General features: G+C 71.0%; 23 protein-coding genes and 2 pseudogenes. 17 read left to right on the top strand and 8 right to left on the bottom strand.

Going from position 1 to position 24,152, the window contains the following annotated elements:
* Positions 1-20: 20 nt before the first annotated feature.
* Positions 21-4,883: a caspase, EACC1-associated type gene (locus ABT063_RS35865; protein WP_351064347.1), complete on the top strand. Its 4,863-nt coding sequence runs from the start codon at positions 21-23 to the stop codon at positions 4,881-4,883.
* Here ABT063_RS35865 and ABT063_RS35860 read toward each other — a convergent pair.
* The 3 genes from ABT063_RS35860 to ABT063_RS35850 all read right to left on the bottom strand — a co-directional run bounded on the left by ABT063_RS35860 (position 4,862) and on the right by ABT063_RS35850 (position 6,625).
* The gene (locus ABT063_RS35860) at positions 4,862-5,485 is read right to left on the bottom strand and encodes a TetR/AcrR family transcriptional regulator (RefSeq protein ID WP_351064345.1); all 624 of its coding nucleotides are present in this window, start codon (positions 5,483-5,485) and stop codon (positions 4,862-4,864) included. The two genes, ABT063_RS35865 and ABT063_RS35860, sit on opposite strands and share 22 nt — an antisense overlap.
* Positions 5,486-5,606: 121 nt before the next feature.
* Positions 5,607-5,792 carry a DUF397 domain-containing protein gene (locus tag ABT063_RS35855; RefSeq protein WP_351064344.1) on the bottom strand — a complete coding sequence of 62 codons (186 nt, stop codon included), beginning with the start codon at positions 5,790-5,792 and terminating at the stop codon, positions 5,607-5,609.
* Positions 5,789-6,625, bottom strand: coding sequence for a helix-turn-helix domain-containing protein (locus ABT063_RS35850; protein ID WP_351064430.1), 837 nt, complete (start codon positions 6,623-6,625; stop codon positions 5,789-5,791). Before ABT063_RS35850 ends, ABT063_RS35855 begins: the two co-directional genes overlap by 4 nt.
* A gap of 125 nt (positions 6,626-6,750) precedes the next feature.
* On the opposite strand from ABT063_RS35850, the gene ABT063_RS35845 reads away from it, so the two are divergent.
* The 4 genes from ABT063_RS35845 to ABT063_RS35830 all read left to right on the top strand — a co-directional run bounded on the left by ABT063_RS35845 (position 6,751) and on the right by ABT063_RS35830 (position 8,921).
* Entirely contained in the window at positions 6,751-7,146 is a 396-nt protein-coding gene (locus ABT063_RS35845; RefSeq protein ID WP_351064342.1) for a hypothetical protein, read from the top strand.
* Positions 7,147-7,284: 138 nt separating this feature from the next.
* Positions 7,285-8,091 (top strand): hypothetical protein, encoded by an 807-nt coding sequence (locus ABT063_RS35840; RefSeq protein ID WP_351064341.1) that lies wholly within the window; start codon positions 7,285-7,287, stop codon positions 8,089-8,091.
* A gap of 114 nt (positions 8,092-8,205) precedes the next feature.
* On the top strand, positions 8,206-8,472 hold the full coding sequence (locus ABT063_RS35835) for a cupin domain-containing protein (protein WP_351064339.1): 267 nt from the start codon (positions 8,206-8,208) through the stop codon (positions 8,470-8,472).
* Positions 8,469-8,921, top strand: coding sequence for a PIN domain-containing protein (locus ABT063_RS35830; RefSeq protein WP_351064337.1), 453 nt, complete (start codon positions 8,469-8,471; stop codon positions 8,919-8,921). The genes ABT063_RS35835 and ABT063_RS35830 overlap by 4 nt, the downstream gene beginning before the upstream one ends.
* A 58-nt stretch (positions 8,922-8,979) precedes the next feature.
* On the opposite strand, the gene ABT063_RS35825 is transcribed toward ABT063_RS35830, so the two are convergent.
* From ABT063_RS35825 to ABT063_RS35815, 3 genes are all read right to left on the bottom strand, one after another.
* A complete protein-coding gene (locus tag ABT063_RS35825) occupies positions 8,980-9,630 on the bottom strand; it encodes a putative DNA-mimic protein (protein ID WP_351064335.1) in 651 nt (216 codons plus the stop codon).
* A 147-nt stretch (positions 9,631-9,777) separates the two neighbouring features.
* Positions 9,778-10,479 (bottom strand): GntR family transcriptional regulator, encoded by a 702-nt coding sequence (locus ABT063_RS35820; RefSeq protein WP_351064334.1) that lies wholly within the window; start codon positions 10,477-10,479, stop codon positions 9,778-9,780.
* Positions 10,480-10,621: 142 nt separating this feature from the next.
* Entirely contained in the window at positions 10,622-11,977 is a 1,356-nt protein-coding gene (locus ABT063_RS35815; protein ID WP_351064332.1) for an aspartate aminotransferase family protein, read from the bottom strand.
* A 164-nt stretch (positions 11,978-12,141) separates the two neighbouring features.
* Between ABT063_RS35815 and ABT063_RS35810 the strand changes: the two genes are divergently transcribed.
* The 5 genes from ABT063_RS35810 to ABT063_RS35790 all read left to right on the top strand — a co-directional run bounded on the left by ABT063_RS35810 (position 12,142) and on the right by ABT063_RS35790 (position 18,540).
* Positions 12,142-12,750: a type 1 glutamine amidotransferase family protein gene (locus ABT063_RS35810; RefSeq protein WP_351064330.1), complete on the top strand. Its 609-nt coding sequence runs from the start codon at positions 12,142-12,144 to the stop codon at positions 12,748-12,750.
* Positions 12,747-13,229, top strand: a complete 483-nt coding sequence (locus ABT063_RS35805; RefSeq protein WP_351064328.1) for a MarR family winged helix-turn-helix transcriptional regulator — start codon at positions 12,747-12,749, stop codon at positions 13,227-13,229. Before ABT063_RS35810 ends, ABT063_RS35805 begins: the two co-directional genes overlap by 4 nt.
* A 78-nt stretch (positions 13,230-13,307) precedes the next feature.
* On the top strand, positions 13,308-15,356 hold the full coding sequence (locus ABT063_RS35800) for a serine/threonine-protein kinase (RefSeq protein ID WP_351064327.1): 2,049 nt from the start codon (positions 13,308-13,310) through the stop codon (positions 15,354-15,356).
* A gap of 129 nt (positions 15,357-15,485) precedes the next feature.
* Positions 15,486-17,021 carry a substrate-binding domain-containing protein gene (locus tag ABT063_RS35795; RefSeq protein WP_351064325.1) on the top strand — a complete coding sequence of 512 codons (1,536 nt, stop codon included), beginning with the start codon at positions 15,486-15,488 and terminating at the stop codon, positions 17,019-17,021.
* A 103-nt stretch (positions 17,022-17,124) separates the two neighbouring features.
* Positions 17,125-18,540, top strand: coding sequence for a M20/M25/M40 family metallo-hydrolase (locus ABT063_RS35790; RefSeq protein WP_351064323.1), 1,416 nt, complete (start codon positions 17,125-17,127; stop codon positions 18,538-18,540).
* 225 nt (positions 18,541-18,765) lie between these two features.
* Here ABT063_RS35790 and ABT063_RS35785 read toward each other — a convergent pair whose 3' ends face one another.
* A complete protein-coding gene (locus ABT063_RS35785) occupies positions 18,766-19,500 on the bottom strand; it encodes an SLATT domain-containing protein (protein WP_502990947.1) in 735 nt (244 codons plus the stop codon).
* Positions 19,501-19,762: 262 nt separating this feature from the next.
* On the opposite strand from ABT063_RS35785, the gene ABT063_RS35780 reads away from it, so the two are divergent.
* From ABT063_RS35780 to ABT063_RS35755, 6 genes and pseudogenes are all read left to right on the top strand, one after another.
* The gene (locus ABT063_RS35780; RefSeq protein ID WP_095751362.1) at positions 19,763-20,104 is read left to right on the top strand and encodes a YbaB/EbfC family nucleoid-associated protein; all 342 of its coding nucleotides are present in this window, start codon (positions 19,763-19,765) and stop codon (positions 20,102-20,104) included.
* Between the two features lie 80 nt (positions 20,105-20,184).
* Entirely contained in the window at positions 20,185-20,784 is a 600-nt protein-coding gene (gene recR, locus ABT063_RS35775) for a recombination mediator RecR (RefSeq protein WP_009309432.1), read from the top strand.
* The gene (locus ABT063_RS35770) at positions 20,777-21,436 is read left to right on the top strand and encodes a DUF5063 domain-containing protein (RefSeq protein WP_351064320.1); all 660 of its coding nucleotides are present in this window, start codon (positions 20,777-20,779) and stop codon (positions 21,434-21,436) included. Before recR ends, ABT063_RS35770 begins: the two co-directional genes overlap by 8 nt.
* A 130-nt stretch (positions 21,437-21,566) precedes the next feature.
* Complete coding sequence (locus tag ABT063_RS35765) at positions 21,567-22,334, top strand: hypothetical protein (RefSeq protein ID WP_351064319.1); 768 nt, start codon at positions 21,567-21,569, stop codon at positions 22,332-22,334.
* Between the two features lie 167 nt (positions 22,335-22,501).
* Positions 22,502-22,567 (top strand): annotated as a pseudogene (locus ABT063_RS35760) (hypothetical protein); the annotation flags it as partial.
* Positions 22,568-22,670: 103 nt separating this feature from the next.
* Positions 22,671-22,895, top strand: a complete 225-nt coding sequence (locus tag ABT063_RS35755; protein WP_351064429.1) for a Scr1 family TA system antitoxin-like transcriptional regulator — start codon at positions 22,671-22,673, stop codon at positions 22,893-22,895.
* Here ABT063_RS35755 and ABT063_RS35750 read toward each other — a convergent pair.
* Positions 22,852-23,343 (bottom strand): annotated as a pseudogene (locus ABT063_RS35750) (TSUP family transporter); the annotation flags it as partial. The gene ABT063_RS35755 and the pseudogene ABT063_RS35750 sit on opposite strands and share 44 nt — an antisense overlap.
* A 305-nt stretch (positions 23,344-23,648) precedes the next feature.
* Here ABT063_RS35750 and ABT063_RS35745 point away from each other — a divergent pair.
* Positions 23,649-24,149 (top strand): SgcJ/EcaC family oxidoreductase, encoded by a 501-nt coding sequence (locus ABT063_RS35745; RefSeq protein ID WP_351064317.1) that lies wholly within the window; start codon positions 23,649-23,651, stop codon positions 24,147-24,149.
* The last annotated feature ends 3 nt before the right edge of the window (positions 24,150-24,152 follow it).

Raw genomic sequence — 24,152 nt, 5'->3', positions numbered from 1 at the left:
CCGTACGGGGGAGACCGGATGTGGCGGGGGCCGGCTGCCACGCAGTGGTGGTCGGTACGGCGACCCACCCCGGGCAGCTGTTGCCCGGACTGCCGTCAGCCGTACGGTCGGCGCAGGCCGTGGCCGAGGCGCTGAGCACGGTGTGCGGCATGGGCGACCGGGTCACGCTGCTCACCGACCCGCAGTCACCGAGCGACGTCCTGGAGGCGCTGGCGGCGGCCGTCGAGCGGGCCGAGCCCACTCAGGAGCGGTACGAGGGCGGAACGGTTCTCTTCTACTTCGTCGGACACGGGCTGCGCGGACCCGGCCGGCGGCTGTATCTGGCGACGGCGACGACCAAGTCGCAGACCGACACGGCGCACTCCGTGCCCTACGCCGAGGTCGAGCGCTATCTGAGCGACGCCGCCGCGGACCCGGTCGTGATCCTCGACTGCTGTTTCGCGGGAGGCGCGCAGGAGCCGGCCCGGCCGCCCGCCACGGACCCGTTCGGCGGCGCGCGGCCCGACGGCAGTTATCTGCTCGCGTCCGCCCTGCGAGGCGCCCTGGCGTACGCCCCGCAGGGCGCGGAGCACACCCTCTTCAGCGGCGAGTTGCTGCGCCTGCTGCGGGAGGGCGACGCGGGCGGCCCGAAGTGGCTGACGCTGGGCAGCCTCTACCGCCTGCTCGACCAGCGGCTCCAGGGCAGCGCGGCGCGTCCCTACGGCGGCGGCACCGCGCGCATGGGGGAGCTGACCCTCGCCGTCAACCACCGGTACACCCCGGTGACGGCCGACGGCCCGACCGAGGCCGACGCCCCGGACACGGACGCCGTCTGTCCCTATCCCGGCATCCTCCCGTTCCTGCCCGAACAGCACCATCTCTTCTTCGGCCGGGAGGAGTTGACCGAAGAACTGCTCCAGCGGGTCGAGCAGGCGCGGCCCGGTGAGCCGGTGGTCCTGGTGGGGCCGTCGGGCGTCGGGAAGTCCTCGCTGCTGCGGGCGGGGCTGAGCGTGGCCGCGCCGCGGGCGGGGCTCGGGCCCGTGCGGATGGTGCCCGCGCCGGGTGAGCGGCCGTTCCGGGCGCTGGCCGGGGCGTGGGCGGCGGCGGTGGGCAGGGCGCCTGCCGACGTCGTACGGGACCTGGAGCAGGGGCGCTTCAGCCGCCCCACGCCCACGGCCGGGCGGGCGCCGCGCGTCCTCGTCGTCGACCAGCTCGAGGAGTACTTCACGCTCTGCTCGGACGACGCCGAAAGGGAGCGTTTCGCCGCCGCGCTCACCGCGGCGGGAGCAGACGACGCGGACGGCCCGCGGCTCGTCCTGGCCCTGCGCGCCGACTACTACGGCGACGCCCTGAGCGATCCCCGCCTGGCGCCCTTTGTGCGCAAGGGCCACTTCGCCGTGCCCGCGCTGAGCGACGTGGAGGTCGAGGCCGCGATCGTGGGCCCGGCCGAGTACGCGGGCCTGCGGTGGGAGGAAGGCGTACCGCAGCTCCTGCGGCGTGACGTGAACGAGGAGCGGCACACCGGAGGTGACGCCGCCGCGCTGCCCTTCCTGGCCTACGCCCTGCGGGAGATCTGGCTGCGACGGCGGGGGACGACGCTCACGTACGCCGGATACCGCGACGCCGGAGGCATACGGGACGCGGTGGCCCGGGCCGCCGACGAGATCTACGCCGGTCTCGACGAGACCGGCCGCAGGGACCTGCGGAGCCTGCTGCTCGCGATGGTCCATGTGGCCGACGGCGAGGGACGGCTGATGCGCCGCCGCGTGCCGCCGGAGGAACTGGCGGGCGGCGAGGAGCTGCTGCGCAGGCTCGCGGACGCCCGGCTGGTCGTCGTGGACGAGGAGGGCGGGGCACGGCTCGGCCACGACTCGCTGCTGCACGCGTGGCGGAGGCTGAGCGGATGGATCGACGAGGTACGTGACGACCTGCTCCGGCTGCGACGGCTGACCGCGGCGGCGGAGGGCTGGGACGAGGCCGGACGCGAGCCGAGCGGTCTCTACGAGGGCACGGCCCTTGAGGAGGCGAAGAAGCTCACGGCGGACCACGGCCAGGCGACTCGGGCGGCCCATGGGGCTCTGGTGACGCAGGTGGCCGAAGCGGCCCAGTCAGAAGCGGCCCGGGCGGCCCAGGTATCCCATGGGACTCCGGCGACCCAGGGTGCCAGGCCGACTCAGGGGGCCGAAGCAGCCGAAAGGGCCCAGGGGCCCCATGTAGTCCATGAGGCTCCGGCGGTGCAGGCGGTGCAGGCGGTACAGGCGGTCCACGTGGCCCAGGCGGCCCATATGGCTCAGGTGGCCCAGACAGCCTCGGGGACCGGGCCGGCGGTCGCGGCCGGGGTGCCCGTCCCCGGGGCAGTCGTCGCTGCCGGGGCGGCGGTCGTACGTGTTCCCGTCCGTCAGGTGGTACGGGATTTCGTCGCCGCGAGCGATCGGGCGCAGCGGCGCAGACGCTTCGTCACCCGGGCGTGGATCGCCGGGCTTTTGGCTTTGTTTCTGGTGGCCGCCTCGCTCTTCGGCTGGGCGTCCTACGAGAACCGGCAGGCGGCGAGCCGCGAAGCCAGCCTGATCGCCAGGGAGCTGGCCAACCAGGCCGACACCATGCGCGAACGCGACCCGCAGACCGCCCTCCGCCTCAGCCTGGCCGCGTACCGCACCGCCGCGACACCGGAGAGCCGCTCCAGCCTGTACACGGCGGCGACGACCATCGCGCCGATCCACCTCGTCCCGGCGAAGCCGCACCGAAAGCCGGTGCTCAACCTCGCCTACAGCCCCGACGGCGAGGTCCTGGCAGTCAGCCATCGGGGTGGCCGGGTCCAGCTGTGGGACATGTCCGAGCCGGCCGTTCCGGTGGAGGCGGGCCGGTTCACGCTGCGGAGCGGCTTCGGGGCCATCGCCTACCACCCGCGCTCGCGTCTGCTGGCCGCGCAGTCGGAGGACGAACTGACGCTGTGGGACACCGCGGACCCGAAGAACCCGAAGCGGCTGTCGCGGCTGCGCATCGACGGAGGCACGACGTTCACCCTGGCGTTCAGCGGGGATGGCAGGACGCTCGCGGCGGGCAGCAAGAAGGGACGGCTGCGGCTGTGGGACGTGAGCGACCCCGCGCACCCTTCACTGCGGGCGCAGCGGACGGTGGCGGAGGTGGAGCTGATCTCCCTGGCGTTCACCCGGGACGGGCGACACCTGATCACGGGCAACGGCAACGAAGAGCCGGGGAGCGGTAGCGCACAGGTGCGGCTGTGGGACGTGAGCGATCCGGGCCGGCCCGTGCTGCGGGACACGGAACGCGCCGACACGGTCATGGCGGTCGCGGCTCATCCCCGGCGCGACCTGGTCGTCGCGGTCGGCGGGGAGGGGAAGATCGCCTGGTGGGAGATGAAGGGCGGCCGGGAACTGCGTCGTGTGGTGGCGGAGGAGTACCGGGACTACTGGGGCGACGGCGGCGACGGTATTCCGTCGCTCGTCTTCAGCAGAGACGGCAGATTCCTTGCGGGAGCGGACAGGGAGCACGGCGTTCAGCGGTCCGGGATGCCCGCGAAGGTGTCGGATCTGGTGGACGGCGGCATGCTCGGCAATGACGTTCTGCCGTCGGGCGAACCGGCTCAGTCGGTCGCCTACAGCCCGGACGGCCGGTACCTGGCGGCCGGTGAGGTAGGCGGAGAGGTGCGGCTGTGGCCCGAGCGGCCCTGGGCGCCCATGATCGAGGGCAGCGTGCCCACCGGGTACGAGGCGGGTACCGGCTCGTTCAGCGCCGACGGCAGATTCGTCATCGCCAGGCATGGCAACGAGGAAGGCGAGGTCACGACACGGGTGTGGGACGTCAGCGACCTCCACAGACCGAAGGTCCGGTACACCCTGCCGAAGGGATGGGAGGCCAGGTACTTCCTGACCAGGCGCAAGACGCCGGTGCTCCTGGCGCACAACTGGACCGGAGGGCTGGGCCACACCTTCCAGCTCTGGGAGTTCGACTCCGACGGGCCGCCGAAGAAAGGCGGCAGCATCCCGCTCACCGCCGATGTCCCGCACGCCGTGGTGAGTCCCGACGGCCGTCTCCTCGCGGTGGGCTCGCGGGAAGAGCCCGCCATCGCCCTGTGGGACATCCGGGATCCGGCGAAACCCGTCCACCGGGGCACGGTCCCGGCACGGGCGAGCGGCGGCCTTTTCGATACGGGGAGCCTGTGGTTCGCCGGTTCGCAGACCTTGGCGACGGTGGAGGCGGGACAGGACATCAGGTTCTGGGACGTCTCCGACCCCGCCCGGCCCCGCAAGGGCGGGCAGATCGACTGGGCGGCGGCGATGGAGGGTGCGGCGTACGTGGACTCGTCCCAGCTGCTGATGACCGAGGAAGTGGGGGACATCACGCGGCTATGGGACCTCTCCCGGCCCGCACAGCCCGCCGAGGGCAAACCGCTCCCGGCCGCACCCGGCGGCTATCACCCCACGAGAAAAGGCGAGTTGGCGACGGCACTCAAGGACGGAACCGTCGAGTTCTGGGACGTCACCCACCCCTCCCGTCCCCGGAAGAAGCACGACGTCCTACGGCTCGACGGCGAGATCACGTCGATCGACACCACCGCCGACGGCCGCTACGCGGTGACGAGTGAGCCCCACCGCGTCTGGTCCGTCGGGCAGGACGGGCAATGGCGCACTCCCGAACTCGCCACCCTGGAGAACGCGGGCACCGTAACCGTGCCACCGGCAGCCTCACCGCAGGACCGCCGCTGGCTGGCCGTCACCGTCGACGACACACGGACCGCGCTGCCGGGGCCGCGGACCTTCGTACTCGACCTCGACACCGACCGCCTCTACGAGGACCTGTGTGACTCTCTCCCCCTGAGCGTCTCCGGAGACCAGTGGAAACGCATGTTCCCGCACCTGGCCTACCGCACGTCCTGCGGCTGACACGGGGGCGGGCAGGCCGACGAGGCGCGCAGGCAGAGGTGTACGGCCGTACTCAAGCGGGCGTCGATCGTGGCGCGTCCCTTCGGATCCGAGGAGTCCGCGGGCGGAGTGAGGGCGTAGGGGAGTGCCGTGGTGAGGACGGCCATGGTGGTGCTGTCCCGCTCCGCGCCCGCTGCGAGATGGGCCGTCACGTGGCCGCACAGCCAGGACCATGCCATCGCGTGCCACTCGGTGACCGGTCGCAGGATCGCGGCGTGCACCGTCTCCGGGGCGGTGCGGGCCATGGTCCCGACGACCGGGTGCTCTCGCACCAGACGCGCCGCACGCACCACGAAGCGCGCCTCGAGACACCGGGGTGGCAAGGGATCCGCCACCTCGCGGGCCAGGAACAGCAGTCGCTTCAGCTCCAGCCGCGTGGCCTCTCGGACCAGCGCCTCGCGGCTCGCCCAGTTGCGGTAGAGAAAGGGGCGGTTGGTAGCGGCGAGACGCGCGATCTGCGTCATTCCGGCCCGCCGAGGCCCGTACTGCGCCAGCGCCTCCAGGGTTGCCCGGTACACGGTGCCCGTCCCGGGCGGCGCCTTGGCGTTGAGGAATCCACTCATGCCGATCAGCGTCGCGCAGCGGCGGTGGGGATTCCGGGAAGTCCGTCGCAGATCACCCGGTGCGGGGGCGTTGTGGCAGAAAGATGTGACGGTTTTGGGGGAAGTGGCACATCTTTTGGGGTTAGGGGGCGTGGGGGAGGGCGAGGAAGGCGGCCCAGGCTTCGCCGGAGACGGTGAGGTGCGGGCCGTCGGGGTTCTTCTTGGAGTCGCGGATGTGGATGGCGTCCACGTCGGAGGCGGCTTCGAGGCATTCGCCGCCGGCGCTGCTGCTGTAGCTGGACTTGAACCACTGCAGATTGCTGGTCATTGGCGCTCTCCTGCCAACTGCTCGACGAGGCCCAGAGATTCGTGTGGGCCGAGGGCCTGTGAGCGGATCTTCGCATAACGCTGGGAGTATGTCGCCACCTTTCCAGGGTCGCTCACCAGGAGGCTTTCGTCCTGCGCCTCCAGGTAAACGAGGTGCTCGTGGTCGAGGATCTCCACAAGTGCCATGTCGCCGCGATCCCCGAAGTGCGCGCCGCTGAGACCGCAGTCCATCGGCAACACCTGGAAGGTGACGTTCCGGAGCCGGGCGCGCTCGGCGAGGTGCAGCATCTGCTCGTGCATGATTTCGCGGCTCCCGATGACTCGGCGCAGCGCGGACTCCTCGACGATCAACTCGATCAGTGCGGTGGGCTCGCGATCGAAGAGTGCTCGCCGGGCCAGTCGCGCCTCGACCAGTTCCTCCACGCGCTCGTCTTTGAGGGGCGGATACCCGCCACCGATCAGAGCACGAGCGTACGCCTCGGTTTGGAAGAGTCCGTGGACCACAAAGGTCGAGTACGACGACAACGTCAACGCCCGCTGCTCCAAGCGCATGTAGCCCTTGAACTGAGGCGGATACCTGTCCAGCCGAATCAACTCGCGCGCCCTCTCGAACACGCCCAATCCCGCCCCCAACGTCTCCTCCAACCGCACCAGCATCTGATCACTCGCCGGCTGCGCACACGTCTCCATCGCGCTCACCGCCGACCCGGTGTAGCCGATCTTCCGTCCCAACTCCTCCTGAGACAGCTGCTGTTGCTCACGCAGTGCCTTCGCCAGCGCGGCAACCAGATGTGCCGTTCCGTTCGCCTCGACCTTGTTCTCCGCCCGCGCCATCGCGGTCACCCCCGAACTCAACCGAACTCAACCGGTCACCAGTGATCCCTGCCGATTCCCGACCGTTGCCGATGGTCGACGCAGAGTTATGGATGGCGGTAGCTCCGCCTGCGGAAACTGGCCCCATGAACACGCAAAGTGACCTGAAGTGGATCCCCCTCACCGGCATCCAACTCCGCAAGGCAGGCGTTCAGTTCGACGCGGTCCGGGTGGACGGCGACGAGGGCCGCGCCCTCGCCGACCGCCTCGCCCACATGACCGGCGGCGCCCCCGGCCCGGTCGTCGAGGAGGCGACCGGACGTCGCGGGGTCTACTTCCTGGTCACGGTCGGCAGTACGGCCTACCGCTCCTGGCCACCCGGCGTCACCCGCCTCACCGCGGGCCCGCACCACATCTCGTACATCCCGGTCCCGGCCCTCAACGGCCTCACCTGGCCGCTGACTTGGCGTTACCGCCCCACGAGCCCGGACGACCGAGTCCACACGCTCCTGCTGCGAGCCGCCCTTCACTCGCCCGAGTGAAGAACGCGAACTTCCGCCTGGAAAACCCCGGTTCCGGCTTGCGCTCGTCGCTCTGCGTGCCCATAGAGTCACGCCAACAGAAACGCCCCCGCGGTGCGCCAACACCCGGGGGCTCGACAGCAGGAGCAAGCCCTCCCGATGCGCATTCATCGTACGACGCCCACGCGCGCCTTTTCCGTCTTCTCCAACGCTCTCCTCCGCGACCGGAGCATCTCCTGGTGCGCGGTCGGCGTACTGACGTACCTATTGAGCCTCCCGAACGAGGCCCGCGTCACCATCCGCACGCTCGCTGATCAGCGCAAGGAGGGGCGGGCCCGGATCGCCGCCGCCCTGCATGAGCTGGAGGAATCGCGGTATCTGCGGCGAGTGGTGCACAAGAGCCGGGAGACGGGCCAACTCTTCACGGTCTACGAGGTGTTCGACACTCCGTACGAGGACGAGCCACCCACGGGTGAATCGCAAGAAGCCCAGAACCTGGCCTCCGGCGAGTCGGAGGTCGCCCCGTCGGGCGATCTCCCTTCGGGAGAAAAGACCGGGGAACAAGAACCTCCCTCCCCGCCGCCCGAGCCCGCGCCCAGCGAGCGCACCGCGCTCGCCGCCAAGCTCCTCGGCTCGCTCGGCCGTACCGAGCCCCGGCTCACCCTCGGCGCCGCCGAGGCGTTGCGGCTCGCGCCGCTGGTGGAGGAGTGGTGGGAGGCGGGCGCCAGCAGCGCCCAGATCCGGGCGGCCCTGACCGACGGCCTGCCACGCCGCCTGTACTCGGCCGCCGCCATCGTCGAGAACCGCCTGCGCCGCAAGCGCCCGGCCGGGCCGAGCGCGACCGAACCGGTCACGACCGTCGAGGTCGAGCTCCGCAAGCCCGGCGCCTCCGCGTACCGCGAGGCCGCGCGGCGGGGCGGCGCGATCGCCCGTGCCCTGCTGAGGGGGCAGGCGGCGCCCGCGTAGGCCTGCACAGACTCCCGGCCGCACTCGCTCGCCGGGTCCTTCGAGAGAAACGGAGTGTCGATGACTGTCACACTCGAACGCCCTGAGGTGGTATACCACCGGTATACTGTGCTCATGGCTGACACCACGATCAAGGTCGACCCCGCTGTCCGAGACCGCCTTCAGGAGCTGGCCCGGGAGCGTGGGATCACCATGCGGGACCTCGTGGCGGAGCTGGCCGGGGCCACGCCCACCAAGGAAGAGCTGCGCAAGCGGTACGAGGAGACCAAGGCGTACGTCGAGGAACACTTCCTCGGCAGGCCGTACACGGAGGAGGACGAGAAGGCCGGCGAGAAGCTGTGGGCCGACCTGGAGGCCGGGCGCATCGGGGAGGTCCAGTGACGGAGAAGGAGCCGTATCCGCTGCCGCGTGCCGTCATCTTCGACGACACGGCCGCGCTGGCGCTCGGGGCGGGGAACAGCATGGCGTCCCGGCTCGTCGTCGAGGCGGAGAAGGACCCCGCCCTGCGGGTCTACATCCCCGCGCTCAGCCTCGCCGCCGCGGAGTGCGAGCGGGCAGGGGTCGCCGAGCACCTCGGCGCGCTGCCGTCCGTGAACATCGAAGGGCTCGACTTCGCGGCGGCGGCAGCCGTGGGCAAGCGTCTGCGGACGGCGGTCGCCGGGGACGAGCAGGGGGACGGCAAGGGGGAGGCCGACTGGAGCGGCGCCCACGTACTGCACCTGGCCCTGCCCACCGTCGAGTGGCCGCGCGGCCGACCTGTCCTGACCAGGACACCCACCCGGTACCGGGGCACCGGAATCCGTACGATCCGCATCGTCGAGCAGAGCTGACACGACTCGACATGGAGGGCGCCCACTCGGAGGGCGCCCTCCGCCGTCGGATGTCCCGTCAGCTGAAGATGATCATCGACCCCTGCGCCAGACTCCGCGTAGCCGCCGCGTGCAGCCCCAGCCACACATGCCGCTCGCGGGAGAAGGGGCTGGGGTCGTAGGGAGCGGGTACGGCAGGCTCCTCCAACTCCGTGGGGCCCTGCGGAGCATCCGGCGGCGCCGGGGGGTTGGCCGGGTCGATGCCGAGCGAGGGGGCCACGAACTCCAGTTCCCGCAACAGCGTCTGGGACGAGCCCAACGGGCCGCCGCCCGCGAGGAGTTCGTCGTTGGAGAGGGGGTGCGGGAAGTCGACGGGGACGTACGCGCCCGCGTGGTCGTAGTGCCAGACGAGATGCGACTGCTGGGCCGTCGCCTCGAACATCTCCAGCAACTGCTCGTAGTCGCCGCCCAGTTCGTCCACCGGCGTCACCGGCAGCCCGCACACCTGGAGCAGATAGGCACGGCGCAGGAAGTGCAGCGCGTCGTAGTCGAAGCCCGCCACCGGGGCGACCTCGCCGGACAGTCCCGGCATGTACTGGTACACCGGCACCGGCGGGAGCCCGGCCTCGGTGAGCGCCTTGTTGTACTGCGCGAGTTCCTCGGCGAACGGATTGTCCGGGGTGTGGCACAACACGTCCACAAGCGGCACCAGCCACAGGTCACAGGCCAAAAGTCAGCTCCTCGGATACTCGCGGCGCGCGGTCGTTGTCACACAGTGGTCAGGGCAGGGTAATCGGTACGGCGCGCAGTGCGCTGCGGTCGTGCACAGTGCGAGTGCGCTGCTGTCGTGCAGGTCCCATACCCGACCCCGCCCCGCTCACCCGGCGGCGAGCCCTTCGATCAGTGCCAGGGCATGGGCGTTGTACTCGGCCACGATCGACCGGGCGCTCGCGGTGTCGCGGCACGCGAGGGCGTCCACCAGCTCCGTGTACCCGGACCACAGCCGGCCGCGCAGCTCGGTCAGCCGACGCAGGTGCTGCACGGTGCACACCCAGGTCTGTACGCGCAGCCGCTGCAGGAAGTCGGCGAGGTAGGGATTGCCGAACAGGCTGCTCAGCTCGCGCCAGAAGCGCAGGTCGTAGCCGATCAGGACGGTGAGATCACCGGCGGCGGCCGCGCGCTGTGCCTCCTCGCCGCGTCGGCGCACTCCCGCGACGGCGGCGGCCGTGCGGGGGTCGTCGAGGTCCCGGTAGGCCTTGTGGCCGTGGTCCAGCGCCAGGAACATCCCCTCGGTGACCAGGCTGCGGGCCTCGAGCATGCCCCGGAAGTCCTCGACCGAGTACTCGTGTACACGGAAGCCCCGGTGCTGGTCGGCCTCCAGCAGCCCTTGCGCGGACAGATCGACCAGGGCCTCGCGCACGGGCGTCGCCGAGACCCCGTACTGCTCGGCGATCTCCTTCACCGTGAACTCCTGCCCCGGTTGCAGCCGCCCGGCCAGCACCTCGTCGCGAAGCGCGTCGGCGATCTGCTGGCGCAGGGTGCTGCGGGTCACAGCGGCGTTGCCGCTGGTGCCGGGCATGGTCGGGGCGTCTCCCTCGTCGCGATCGGGTGGCGTACACGTATATGTCTACGAGCACGCCACCTTACGCGTTCGAGTCGCCCCGGTACCTGCTACTTACGCCCGGCCGGTCCGGCGCAGCTCCGCCCGGGCATCGTGCCGCCTACTCCGTGTACTCGTCCGCCACGGACAGCGCCGCGTCCAGCGCCGCCAGGCCTTCCTTCAGCTCCGCCTCGCTCACGTTGCACGGCGGCACGACGTGGGTCCGGTTCATGTTGATGAACGGCCACAGCCCCTGCTTCTTGGCGGCCGCCCCGAAGGCGGCCATCGCGGCATTCGCCTCGCCGGCCGCGTTGTACGGCACCAGCGGCTCCCGCGTCTGCTGGTTCTTCACCAGTTCGACGGCCCAGAACATGCCGACGCCCCGCACCTCGCCCACCGAAGGATGCCGCTCGGCCAGCTCCCGCAGCGCCGGCTCGACGACGGAGGTGCCGAGGTTCGCCGCGTTCTCGACGACGCCCTCCTCGGCCATGACGTTGATCGTCGCGACGGCCGCCGCGCACGCCAGCGGATGCCCCGAGTACGTCAGCCCGCCCGGGTACGGCCGCTTGCCGAAGGTCTCCGCGATCGCCGGGGAGATGGCGACACCGCCGAGCGGCACGTACCCGGAGTTCACGCCCTTGGCGAAGGTCAGCAGGTCCGGTACGACGTCGAAGAGATCCGCCGCGAACCACTCACCGGTGCGTCCGAACCCGGCCATGACCTCGTCCAGGACGAAGACGATCCCGTACTTGTCGCAGATCTCGCGGACCCCGGCGAGGTAACCCGGCGGCGGGACCATGATCCCCGCCGTGCCCGGAATCGTCTCCAGGACGATCGCGGCGACCGTCCCCGGCCCCTCGAAGGCGATCGTCGTCTCGAGGTGCTCGAGGGCTCGCGCGCACTCCTGCTCCTCGGTCTCCGCGTAGAAGCGGGAGCGGTAGAGGAAGGGCGCCCAGAAGTGCACGACACCGGCCGCGGCACCGTCGGAGGCCCAGCGGCGGGGGTCACCGGTGAGGTTGATCGCCTGCTGCGTACCGCCGTGGTACGAGCGGTACGCCGACAGCACCTTCGGCCGTCCGGTGTGCAGCCGTGCCATCCGCACCGCGTGCTCCACGGCGTCGGCACCGCCGTTGGTGAAGAAGATCTTGTCCAGGTCGCCGGGCGTCCGCTCGGCGATCAGCCGCGCGGCCTCCGACCGGGCCTCGATCGCGAAGGCGGGCGCGAAGGTGGACAGGGTCGCGGCCTGCTCCTGTATCGCGGCGACGACCTTCGGGTGCTGGTAGCCGATGTTGGTGTAGACGAGCCCGCTGGTGAAGTCGAGGTACCGCTTGCCGTCGTAGTCCCAGAAGTACGACCCCTCCGCGCCGGCGACGGCGAGCGGGTCGATGAGCTCCTGCGCGGACCAGGAGTGGAAGACGTGCGCACGGTCCGCGGCCTTCACGGCGGCGCCGACCTCGGGGTTTGGCTGAGGGGTCATGCGCCCGAGCGTAAATGTCCGGGATGCGGACGCGGTATGGGCGTCCTGTCTGTGGACGGTGGGTTTCCGCGACAGGTTGTCGAAGGTTCGTTGCTTGACAGTGTACTGTCGAAATGACAGCATGTTGTCATCTAATCAAGTGGGAATGGCCCGAGGAGGCAGCCATGAACCGCAAGCCCGTGTATCTCGCCGTGTACGACACGCTCGCCGACTGGGAGACGGGGCACGCGACGGCGTATCTCGCCCGCGCCGGGTACGAGATCCGGACGGTCGGCCCGACCCGCGAACCGGTGACCTCCGTCGGCGGTCTGCGCATCCAGCCGGACCTGGCCCTGGACGACGTACGGCCGGAGGACAGCTCCCTGCTGATCCTCCCGGGCGCCGATCTGTGGGACACGAGTGACGACCTCGCCCCCTTCGCCCGCAAGGCCCGCGCCTTCCTGGACGTCGGCGTGCCCGTCGCCGCCATCTGCGGGGCCACCGCCGGGCTCGCGCGCGAGGGCCTGCTCGACGACCGGGACCACACCAGCGCGGTCTCCTTCTACCTGGCCGCGACGGGCTACGGAGGCGGCGAGCGGTACGTCGACGCGGACGCCGTGACCGACCGGGGCCTGATCACCGCCGGACCCACCGAACCCGTCGCCTTCGCCCGGGAGATCTTCGGGCTCCTCGGGGTGTACGAGGGTGAGGTGCTGGACGCCTGGTACCGGCTGTTCCACGACTCCGACGCCGAGGCGTACGCCGTACTGGAGAAGGCGGGGGCGCGGCAGTGAGCCGGGAACGACAGGACCTGTTCAGCCGCAGTGCGATCGGGGTCTTCCGGCTGAACGGCCAATTCCTGGCAGTGGCGGAGGAGTTGGCGCGCCCGGCGGGTCTGACCGCCGCCTGGTGGCAGGTGCTGGGCGCGGTGCTCGGCGAGCCGCTGCCCGTGTCCGGCATCGCCCGCGCCATGGGCATCACGCGGCAGAGCGTGCAGCGTATAGCCGACCTGCTGGTGGACAAGGGGCTCGCCGAGTACCGCCCCAACCCGGCCCACCGCCGCGCGAAGCTCCTGGCGCCGACGGAGCAGGGTCGGGCGGCGGTGTCCCGGATCAACCCCGGGCACGCGGCGTTCGCCGACCGGCTGGTGGAGGCGTACGGGGACGAGGCCGAACTGGCGGACGCCGTACGGGTCCTGGAACGGTTGTCGAAGGTGCTGGACGAGATGGGTCTGCCTGTTACGGAACCGATCGAGCCCGTTACGGAACCGTAGACGACGCCCAGCTCACGGCGCAGTGGGCCCGCACTATCCTCGGGCTGTTGCTGACGTGTGGGGGAAGGCGGCGCGGCCATGGAGAAACTGGGGCCGGGGGATCCGCAGCGCATCGGTTCGTACCGGCTGCTGGCGCGGCTCGGGGCCGGCGGGATGGGGCAGGTGTACGTGGCCCGGTCGGACCGGGGTCGTACGGTCGCCGTCAAGCTGGTGCGGGAGGAACTGGCCGCGCAGGACGAGTTCCGGGCGCGGTTCCGGCAGGAGGTGCGGGCCGCGCGGCGGGTCGGCGGGTACTGGACGGCGCCGGTGCTGGACGCGGACACGGAGGCGGCGGTGCCGTGGGTCGCCACGGGGTACGTCGCCGGGCCCAGCCTCCAGCAGGTCGTCGGCCACGACCACGGGGCGCTGCCGGAGCGCTCGGTACGCATCCTGGCGGCGGGGCTGGCCCACGCGCTGGGGGACATCCACGCGGCCGGGATCGTCCACCGGGACCTCAAGCCGTCCAACGTGCTGGTGACCATCGACGGCCCCCGGGTCATCGACTTCGGTATCGCGCGGGCGCTGGAGACGGTGACGGACGGCGGCCTCACCCGCACCGGCGCGCTCGTCGGTTCGCCCGGGTTCATGGCGCCGGAACAGGTGCGGGGCGACCGCATCACACCGGCCTGCGACATCTTCTGCCTCGGCTCGGTCCTCGCCTACGCCGCCACCGGCAAACTCCCCTTCGGCACGGCCAACAGCGGCGTCCACGCCCTGATGTTCCGCATCGCCCAGGAGGAACCGGACCTGGAGGGCGTCCCCGAGGGCATCGCCGACCTGGTACGCGCCTGCCTGAGGAAGGACCCGACGGCAAGACCGTCCCTGCACCACATCCTGGACCGCACGGGCGCGGAGGACACGGTGGCCGGGGGCCGCTCCCGGGACCCGTGGCTGCCGAGCGTGCTGGTGGCGCAGTTGGGGCGGCATGCGGTGCGGTTGCTGGATGCGGAGGATCCGGAGGGGGAGGGGGCCTCGGCGGCATCTGCGGAGGAGGGTGCGTCGGGGCCGCCGGACGATGGTGCCGTTCCTGCCGAAGGGCCGGACTCCGCCGGGCCGGGAAGCGGCCCCGGCTCCGCCGCACCACCCAGTGTCCCTGCCCCCGCCTCCGCCCCCTCGCCCGAACACGGTCCCGCCGACGACGACTCCACCCCGGCCGCTTCCCCGGGCCCGCCCGCCCCTGGCCGGCCCGGTGGCGGTACGCGGCTGGATCACCTGCCCACCCTCGTCACCGGGCCGGGCGGTCCGACGTCCCAGTCCGGCCCGGGCGCCCCGCCCGCACCCGGTGCCCCCGCTCACCCCGCGTACGGCTACCCCCAACAGCACCCGCAGCCCTCCGCGTACGGCCACCCGCAGCAGCCCGGCACCGCCGCCCCCTGGACGGCGACGCCCGGAACCTCCGGCGCCCCCTCGTCGTACGCCCCCCACGGCAGCCTCGGCTCCACCCCTCCTTACGGCCCTCCACCCCTCGGCCCGATCCCGCCCTACGGGCCCGCCGCCCCCCAGGAGCCACCCCACAGAAACGCCCGTTCCACCGCCCTGCTCGTCCTCATCGCCCTGGTCGTCGCGCTCGCCGCCGGTGGTTCGGTCTACGCGTTGATGAGCGGCGGCGGTGACAAGCAGGCCGGTGGCGACCCCTCCACCAGCGCCCCCGCGACCCCCGCACCGACCACAACCGAACCGGCCTCGCCCGCCTCCCCGACGCCCTCCGGGCCGACCACCTCAGCCCCGCCCGACGGCACGATCCCGGCCGCCTACCTGGGCACCTGGACCACCACGATCGACAACGCCGACGGCCGGCACACCCGCCGACTGACCCTCCGGCAGGGCGAGGTGGGCGACACGGTGCTCTCCCTGGTCGCCGACGGCCCCGTCACGGGCGGCACCTACCACTGCCTCTTCGAGGCCGACCTGGCCGAAGCCCCCAGCGCGAACAGCCCGTTGCGGATCGGCCCGTCCACCATGACGAACTGGCAGCCCCGCTCCTCCTGCGGACCGGGCGAGGCCACCGAGATCACCCTGCTCCCGGACGGCAGGCTCCAGCGCGTGAACACCACCACCAACGAGAAGCTGACGTACACCCGCCAGTGACGAACCATCCGCCCCCGCAACCTCGTTGAACGTCCGGCGAACTTCCTTCGACCAAACCGGAATACGCCCGCGCACCGCCGTACGGTGTGACCCCACGATCCGGCTCGGGGAGTTGCGGGGGCACCCAGGGTGGAATTGCTGAGCGCAGAGAACGTCGTGGCCGTGGGCACCGCGGTCCTCGGCATCATCGCGTCCGGCGTCATGGTCTGGTACGAACGCCGGACCCCGCGCCGCAAACGCATCGGCTACCGCGTCCAGATGGACAACCCGATAGGCGACGACGTCCGCATGGGCCGGGCCAACGTCCGCCTCGGCCTCTTCGACGAGGCCCCGGACATGTCGGACGCCACCCTCGTCCTGCTCCGCATCGAGAACGACGGCTCGCAGGGCATCGACCGCGACGACTACACCAGCCCCGAAGTCCACGGCCTCACCGCGGTCTTCACCGCCCGCGTCATCCGCGGCGTCTCGGTCACCCAGCCGTCCGACACCGACCACCTCATGGACCACTTCACCCCGTCCCGGGGCTTCGGCTACGACGGCAACACCCTGCGCATCCCCCGTGTCCCGCTCAACCCACGTGACCACTTCAAACTGCTCGTCCTGCTGTCCGGCGGCGACGTCGAGAGCGAGATCCGGCTGAGCGGCGGCATCCGCGACGGCGTGGTCCACATGAACCGCAGCGCGACCCCGGACGACAAGCCACCCCTGTTCAGCCGCGCCGCCCGGCTGATCACCATCATGCTCACGGTCTCCGTACTCACGCTCGCCACGCTCGTCGTCACCCGCGACGACGCCCGCCCCCCGATCGGCTGCGCGACCGGCGAGCTGACGCTCACCGGCTCGACGGCGTTCGCGCCCGTGCTGCGCGAGGTGGCGAAGAAGTACGAGGGGGACTGCGAGGGCGCGACCATCGAGGTGGATCCGCACGGGTCGACAGCGGGCGTACGGGAGTTGGCGGCGGCCGGCGCGCAGCAGGGGACGAAGGGCTCACCGCCGATCGTGGCCCTGTCCGACGGCCCCAAGCCGAGTGGCCTGCCGGAGCTGCGGGAGAACCGGGTCGCGGTGTCGGTCTTCGCGCTGGTGGTGAACGACGACATCGGTCTGACCAGCCTGTCGACGGAGGACGTACGACGGATCTACCGCGGCGAGGTCAAGAACTGGAGCGAGCTGAACGGGCCCGACCTCCCCGTTCACCTGGTCAGCCGGGACGCCAACTCGGGTACGAGACAGGTGTTTCAGCGAAGAGTGCTGGGCCGCGGCGAAATCGCGAACTCCTCCGTCGACTGCGTTCAGAAGGACGACCCGACGCTCGACGTCATCCGCTGTGAACTCGACTCCACCGACCAGGTCCTGACAACGGTCGCCGGCCTCCCCGGCGCGATCGGCTACAGCGAACTCAACGCCGCCGACGACGCCAAGGGCCTGCACCTTCTCCAGCTCGACGGCCACACCCCCTCCGTCGACGCCATCGAACACGGCACGAACCCCTACCCGTACCGCGAGATCGAGTACGCCTACACCTACGGCCGCCCCCCGGCCGACTCCCTGGCCTCCAGCTTCCTGACCTACCTCGCCCGCGGCAACGGCCAGGACATCATCCGCACCCACGGCCACATCCCGTGCTGGACGCCGGAAGGCCTGGAACTCTGCGCGGAGGATTAGGGGTTGGCCGGGACCGGGGTCGGCCGGGGCCCCCTTGCCCCCCGCTGTCGGGTCCACGACCATTCCTTCTGGGTCGACCGGCATCGGCAGCCACGGAGGACACATGAGTCCCAGCCCCACGAGAAGGACGGTCCTGACCGCGACGGCGGCGACCGGCGCGGCAGCGTCATTAGGCGCGGCGAGCTCGGCGGAGGCGGCCGTACCGCCCGGCAGCAGCCGCCGCCCGCCCGCCACCGCCCAACCCCCCACCCGCGAACTCCGCGCCCTACTCCGCGAGATCGACCCGGACCGCATCGAGGCGACGGTCCGCAAGCTCGTCTCCTTCGGTACCCGTCACACCCTCTCCGTCCAGGACGACCCGCACCGCGGCATCGGCGCCGCCCGCGACTGGCTCCTCGCCGAACTGCGCTCCTGCGCCGTCGCCTCCGGAGGCCGGATGACAGCGGAACTCCAGTCGTACGTCCAGGAACCGGCGCCCCGCATCCCGGCCCCGACCCGCATCACCAACGTCCTCGCGACCCTCCGCGGCTCGGTCACCCCGGAGCGCGTGTACGTCGTCTCCGGCCACTACGACTCCCGCGTCACGGACGTCATGGACGCCACGTCCGACGCACCGGGCGCGGACGACGACGCGTCCGGCGTGGCCGTCGTACTGGAACTGGCCCGGGTGATGGCGAAGCGCCGCCCGGCGTCGACGATCGTGTTCGCGGCGGTGGCGGGGGAGGAGCAGGGCCTGTACGGATCGGCGTACATGGCCCAGCGGTTGAAGGCGGACGGCACGGACGTCCAGGGCATGTTCACCAACGACATCATCGGCAGCCCGACGGCGGACGACGGCACGCGGGACCCGTACCGGATCCGCCTGTTCGCCGAGGGCGTCCCCTCCTCGGAAACCCCCGAACAGGCCGCGATCCGCCGCTCGGTCGGCGGCGAGAACGACTCCGCGACCCGCCAACTGGCCCGCTTCGTCCGGGACGTCGCGGACAACGACGCGACCGGTATGCACGTCCGTGTCATCTACCGCCGCGACCGTTACCGCCGCGGCGGCGACCACATCCCCTTCCTCGAACGCGGCTACCCCGCCGCCCGCTTCACCGAGCCCGCCGAGGACTTCGCCCACCAGCACCAGGACGTACGCGTCGACGAGACGGGCAAGCAGTACGGCGACCTGCCGGAGTTCTGCGACTACGACTACATCGCGCGCGTGGCCCGGGTGAACGCGGCGACCCTGTGGACCCTGGCCCAGGCCCCGGGCACACCGAAGGGCGCGAAGATCGTGACGTCCACCCTGACGAACTCCACCCAGCTGGTGTGGACCCGCGGCACGGAACCCGACCTGACCGGCTACGAGATCGTCTGGCGCGAGACGACGTCCCCGGAGTGGACCCACGTGATCGACACGGGAGACGTGACGACACACGAGGTCGACCTGTCCAAGGACAACGTGTTCTTCGGAGTGAGGGCGGTGAACAGGGCGGGCCTGCGAAGCCCGGTGGCGTTCCCGGCCCCTCAGGCTTGAGGGCCGCGCTTCTTCACAGGCGTGCGGGCTGCCCTTTTCAGCCCCACCCGCCCGAGTGCCGGCCAGGTGATTTCAGCCCGTCCGGCGTTTGAGGACGAGGCCCTACGGGCCGAAGCGGGGGTCTGGGGGCGCAGCCCCCAGGGACGGGAAGGGTAGGGGCGGAGGGGGCGAAAAAAGCCCGGTGCCCACACCCACGCCGCTCACCTCACCTCACCTCACCTCACCTCACCTCGGCTCCGGCGGCCGCTGCCGAGGCATGTTCGGCCGAGCCCCCGCCCCCGGCGGCATAGGAAACCGCCCCTGACCCGACCCCGCCTCCGAGCGCTGCCCCACCACTCCCGCCGACTGAATCCCCATCGGCGTCGCCCCCGTCCGAAACTCCACCATCCAGTCGGCAGTCTCCGCCCGCACCAGCTCGGTCACGTCCTCCGAAAACCTCCGCAGCACCCCCAGACACCGCTCGGCCGCCTCCCCGGCCGTCCCCTCCGCCGGCCCCAGCACCTCCCGCACACTCTCCGAGGCCCAGTCGAACTGCAACACCTGAAGCCGCCGCTGCACGGCCTGAGCCGTGGCCACGTCCCTTATCCACCCGGACGTCACCCCGAAGTACCGGTCCCCGGCCACACACGCCACCCCCAGCAGCAACGCCAGATACCCCCAGGGGGCGACCCCGCCGACGACCCCCGTCATGTCCAGCAGAGGCAACGCGGCCCCAGCCACCGCCCCACCCGCCGCACCCCCGCGCAGCACCCGCGCCCCGCGCCGCTTCCACACCCGGTCGGCCAGATACCACGCCGCGGTGTCCAGCGCCCACCGCTCCACCCACCGGTACAGCTCATCGAGCCGCACCGCGGGCTCACCCCAGTCGCCGAGCGGAAACGCCCGCCCGGTCAGATCGCCCGGCCGCAGCCCGGCCGCCCCCTCACCCCGCCCGTCCTGAGGCGGACCCTCGGGCTGCATCTCCGGCTGCTGACCCACCCGGCACTCCCTACCTGATCCGACCGATCACGTTGCTGACATGCCGGACCCTTCCTACCTCCCAATGGGTGGCGAAGGCGTAGCTTTCGTCTCTTTTCCGCCCGGAAGTGTCTCTTGATCAGGTATACGACTCACGGTCGACTCACTCGAAAGAGTGCTGGAGCGATGCCCACAAGGACCACGTAGTCTCGTGCTGAACGGCAAACCCGAACGGGAAACCCGTACAGACCAAGGAGAGCTGATCGTGATCCCCGGTGGTGGCCAGCCCAACATGCAGCAGCTGCTGCAGCAGGCCCAGAAGATGCAGCAGGACCTGGCGCAGGCGCAGGAAGAACTCGCCAGGACGGAGGTCGACGGCCAGGCGGGCGGCGGCCTGGTGAAGGCCACGGTCACCGGCGCCGGAGAGCTCCGCGCGCTGAAGATCGACCCGAAGGCGGTGGACCCGGAGGACACCGACACCCTCGCCGACCTGGTGGTCGCGGCGGTCCAGGCGGCCAACGAGAACGCGCAGGCCCTGCAGCAGCAGAAGCTCGGCCCGCTGGCCCAGGGCCTCGGCGGCGGCGGTATCCCCGGCCTTCCCTTCTAAGTCTCCGGCCTGCCTTTCTAAGAGGGGCTCCGGCCAACTACGGTACGTACCGAAGGAACCCCAGGAAGGACGGCAGTCCGGTGTACGAAGGCGTGGTCCAGGACCTCATCGACGAGCTGGGGCGGCTCCCCGGCGTCGGTCCCAAGAGCGCGCAGCGGATCGCCTTCCACATCCTGCAGGCGGAACCGACGGACGTACGGCGTCTCGCCCAGGCCCTGATGGAGGTGAAGGCGAAGGTCCGCTTCTGCGCGACCTGCGGCAACATCGCACAGGAAGAGCTGTGCAACATCTGCCGCGACACGCGCCGAGACCCCTCCGTCATCTGCGTGGTCGAGGAGCCGAAGGACGTAGTGGCCATCGAGCGCACCCGCGAATTCAGAGGCCGCTACCACGTCCTCGGCGGCGCGATCAGCCCGATCGAGGGCGTGGGGCCGGACGACCTGCGCATCCGAGAACTGCTGGCGCGCCTGGCGGACGGCACGGTCACGGAACTGATCCTGGCCACGGACCCGAATCTCGAGGGCGAGGCGACGGCCACGTACCTTGCCCGCATGATCAAGCCCATGGGCCTCAAGGTCACCCGCCTGGCCAGCGGCCTCCCGGTGGGTGGCGACCTGGAATACGCGGACGAGGTGACCCTCGGCCGCGCCTTCGAGGGGAGACGACTCCTAGATGTCTGACGCCACGCTGCACGCGACCACCCACGACCCGGGCGACTTCGCGGTCCAGATCGCGGACCAGGTAGAGAGCTTCCTGGTAGCGGTCACCGAGGTGGCGAAGGGCGACGAGCCGGAATCGGCGATCCCCTTCCTCCTCCTGGAGGTCTCCCAGCTCCTCCTGGCCGGCGGTCGTCTGGGCGCCCACGAGGACATCGTCCCCGACGAGCGCTACGAGCCCGACCTGGGCCCGGAACCGGACGTGGACGGACTCCGCGAGAACCTCGCCCGCCTCCTGGAGCCGGTCGACGTCTACTCGGAGGTCTTCGACCCCTACGAGCCCCGCAAGGCCCCGGTCCCGGCCCGCATCTCCGACGACCTGGCCGACGTCATCACCGACCTCCGCCACGGCATGGCCCACTACCGCGCGGGCCGCACCACGGAGGCCCTGTGGTGGTGGCAGTTCTCGTACTTCTCCAACTGGGGCTCGACGGCGTCGGCGACCCTGCGCGCGCTCCAGTCGGTCCTCGCCCATGTCCGCCTGAACCAGCCCCTGGAGGAACTGGACGGCCTGGACACGGACCAGGCGATGGGCGACGAGACGCTCGAATTCGAGGCCGGCAAGGTGATGGCGGAGGAGATCGCGGAGCCGCTGGGAATGCGAAAGGTCAAGTAACCACCAGCCGCGTCGTGTCCCAAGCGACACCTCGGCGTTGCCCTCCCGCTGCACGCCGCCCGTTACGGTGGCCGGGCTTTTGACAAGCCGAAACGGACAACGGACAAACAGGCAGCGGGGGCATCGGGTCGTGGAACGCACGCGAGGACGCGGACGGGACAGAGCCGTACGGACGACAGGACTGGCCGTGTCGTCGGTCGTGGCGGCGGCTCTGACCGCACTGCTCACGGCCTGCGGCCCGGAGGACAACGCCGACGCCGACGCCGGGGTACGGCCCGCCGAGAAGGCGTCCACGGCTGCCCGGCCCACCCCGACGCCGACACCGCCCCGGACGACGGAAAGCCCGACCCCCGCCCCGAGTCCCACACGGTCGACGCCCACGCCCACCCCACCGCCCCAGGCACCCCCGTCCCCCGCCCGGACGACCCGCCCCGCCGTTCCGACCACGATCAGCATGTTCGCCTCCACCCAAGGCGGCCGGATCACCCTCGAACGAGGCGGTCCGGCACAGGAGTTCACGGTCTCCGTACACAACGGCAACACCCGCGCGTACCCGCACCTCCGCGTGGCCCTCCAGATGGAGGTCATGACGGGCGAGGCAGCCTCCCCGGACACCAACGGCCTGATCCTGGAGCGCCGCGACCCGGCCACCGGCGCCTGGCAGCGCGCCGACCTCCGCGTGGCCAACGACGCCTACCCGCACCACCTCTACCCCAACGGCACACCCCTGGCCCGCGAGGCCTCCCGCGTCGACCGCTACCGCCTGCGCGCCCTCGGCGAGGGCCCTCTCGGCTCGACCCCGCTCCTGATCCGCCTCGTCGACACGAGCGCCCCCGAGAACGCGCCCGACAGCGAGGCCGTACCCCGCCGCACCTCGCTGATGGTCACCGTGACCTGAAGTCGACGTCCGGCCCGAAGCCGGTCACGCAGGGCTGCGCGGGAAGCTGTGCTCGGTAGCGAGCCGGAGAGGTGCACAAGGACGTGCGCCGGTCGGGGGTGGTCACCGTGTCGGGTACGCACAACAACAACCAGCCGCCTGTCGCCTGGCGTTACAGCGGCAACCAGATGAAACGCTGGCGTGCGAAGGCCGATGTCAGCCGCGAGAAGCTCGCCTCCGCCGCCAACCACTCCCCGGAGACCATCGCGTCCATGGAACGCGGCGTACGGATGCCGACGCCGCGCGTACTCGACGTGGCGGGCAAAACTGTGCGGGGTCTCGCTCGTCCCCGGGCTGTTGCAGACGAAGGGGTACGCGCGGACCCTCATCGACAACCGCCTCCGGCCCATGGACGAGGAGACGGTGGAGGAGCGGATCGCGGCCCGCATGGAGCGGCAGGCCATCCGAACAGGCTCGGAGCCCGAGGCTCAAGCTCCGGGCCGACCTGCGGAAACGTCGGAAGCCCACCGCCCCCCCCGCTCAGTTCCGGCACCCCGTTCGACGCCACCGAGAACGCGTTGACGACCACCCCGTAGAACATCGCGTTCGGCACGAACTCCCGTACCGTCCACCCCGCGTTGACCGCGTACAGGGACACGGGCGGCCCCCCGACCCCCGCCGCAGAGTTCATGAACCCGCCCACCGCGCCCGCCGCCACCGCGCCCCGCGTGCCGCGCAACGCCGGTATCCGGGCGCCGCGCATGACCAGCAGCACCGCCCCCGTCACCAGCCTGCCCATCACCAACAGCAATACGGGCTCGGTCAGTTGACGAGTGCCACGTCCCCGCCGGGGCCGTGCACGCCGCCGCCACGCACAGCGGCACCATCGCCGCCGGACGCACCCGCAGCCAGCCGCCCGCCAGACCCACGACGCTGATCGCCCCGGCGGCGCGGTTGGCGAGGACGACGCCGTCCGACGGGCCGAGGGGCAGGAGACCAGCGCCGGTACGGCTACCAGAGCGAAGCCCATGCCGGTGAGCCACTGCACGCAGGAGCCGAGCAGCACGATCGCCGGCAGCAGTAGCTCAACCACGCCCCCGAAGGAAACCGATCATGACCGCCGTCGGTATGGGCGTGGCGCAGCCGACAGATCACCGCATAGCGATCACTCTGCTACGGAAAGTGAATTGGCGGTGTCCTGTCTCCGCCCTGTACATCGATTGCACGGTCGCTAACCAGCGGAAAGCGAGTCTGGAGTCACTCCACACCGCAGAGAACGCGGAGGGAGAGACACCACCTCGCACACCGCGAACAGCAACCGCACAGGAGACAGCGATGACCCGTCGTTCCGTAAGCAAGCGCGCAGCCATCGTCACCGCCGCCGCCGTAGCCGCGATCGGCACCGTCGCCGTCGGTGTCAGCGCGGCCGGCCCGAAGGCTCCGGCGATGCCCACCACCAAGCAGGTCGCCACCGTGTTCGACGGCTGGAACGCCGCCCTGCAGACCGGTGACCCGGAGAAGGTGGCGGACCTGTACGCGAAGGACGCGGTCCTGCTGCCCACGCTCTCCAACAAGGTCCGCGGTGACAGAGCCGGAATAGTCGACTACTTCGAGCACTTCCTGGCGAACAAGCCGGTCGGCAAGAAGATCGAGTCGCACATCAACGTCCTCGACGGCGACTCCGCCATCGACGCCGGGGTCTACGAGTTCACGCTGACCGACCACGACACCGGCAAGAAGAACGTCGTCCAGGCCCGCTACACGTACGAGTACGAGAAGCGGGACGGCAAGTGGCTGATCGTCAACCACCACTCCTCGGCGATGCCGGAGAGCTGATCC

The sequence above is a fragment of the Streptomyces sp. NPDC002838 genome, from assembly GCF_040295365.1.
Lineage (GTDB): Bacteria > Actinomycetota > Actinomycetes > Streptomycetales > Streptomycetaceae > Streptomyces.
The sequence above is the reverse complement of the archived record's forward strand: the minus strand, read 5'-3'. Positions and strand labels throughout refer to the sequence as shown.

What these genes read in the sequence shown, in the direction of transcription:
- ABT063_RS35815 (WP_351064332.1), bottom strand. Translation starts at nt 11,977, where the DNA reads ATGACCCCTCAGCCAAACCCCGAGGTCGGCGCCGCCGTGAAGGCCGCG.
- ABT063_RS35770 (WP_351064320.1), top strand. Translation starts at nt 20,777, where the DNA reads ATGTCTGACGCCACGCTGCACGCGACCACCCACGACCCGGGCGACTTC.
- ABT063_RS35820 (WP_351064334.1), bottom strand. Translation starts at nt 10,479, where the DNA reads ATGCCCGGCACCAGCGGCAACGCCGCTGTGACCCGCAGCACCCTGCGC.
- ABT063_RS35860 (WP_351064345.1), bottom strand. Translation starts at nt 5,485, where the DNA reads ATGAGTGGATTCCTCAACGCCAAGGCGCCGCCCGGGACGGGCACCGTG.
- ABT063_RS35845 (WP_351064342.1), top strand. Translation starts at nt 6,751, where the DNA reads ATGAACACGCAAAGTGACCTGAAGTGGATCCCCCTCACCGGCATCCAA.
- ABT063_RS35810 (WP_351064330.1), top strand. Translation starts at nt 12,142, where the DNA reads ATGAACCGCAAGCCCGTGTATCTCGCCGTGTACGACACGCTCGCCGAC.
- ABT063_RS35800 (WP_351064327.1), top strand. Translation starts at nt 13,308, where the DNA reads ATGGAGAAACTGGGGCCGGGGGATCCGCAGCGCATCGGTTCGTACCGG.
- ABT063_RS35840 (WP_351064341.1), top strand. Translation starts at nt 7,285, where the DNA reads ATGCGCATTCATCGTACGACGCCCACGCGCGCCTTTTCCGTCTTCTCC.
- ABT063_RS35855 (WP_351064344.1), bottom strand. Translation starts at nt 5,792, where the DNA reads ATGACCAGCAATCTGCAGTGGTTCAAGTCCAGCTACAGCAGCAGCGCC.
- ABT063_RS35745 (WP_351064317.1), top strand. Translation starts at nt 23,649, where the DNA reads ATGACCCGTCGTTCCGTAAGCAAGCGCGCAGCCATCGTCACCGCCGCC.
- ABT063_RS35850 (WP_351064430.1), bottom strand. Translation starts at nt 6,625, where the DNA reads ATGGCGCGGGCGGAGAACAAGGTCGAGGCGAACGGAACGGCACATCTG.
- ABT063_RS35835 (WP_351064339.1), top strand. Translation starts at nt 8,206, where the DNA reads ATGGCTGACACCACGATCAAGGTCGACCCCGCTGTCCGAGACCGCCTT.
- ABT063_RS35790 (WP_351064323.1), top strand. Translation starts at nt 17,125, where the DNA reads ATGAGTCCCAGCCCCACGAGAAGGACGGTCCTGACCGCGACGGCGGCG.
- ABT063_RS35785 (WP_502990947.1), bottom strand. Translation starts at nt 19,500, where the DNA reads ATGCAGCCCGAGGGTCCGCCTCAGGACGGGCGGGGTGAGGGGGCGGCC.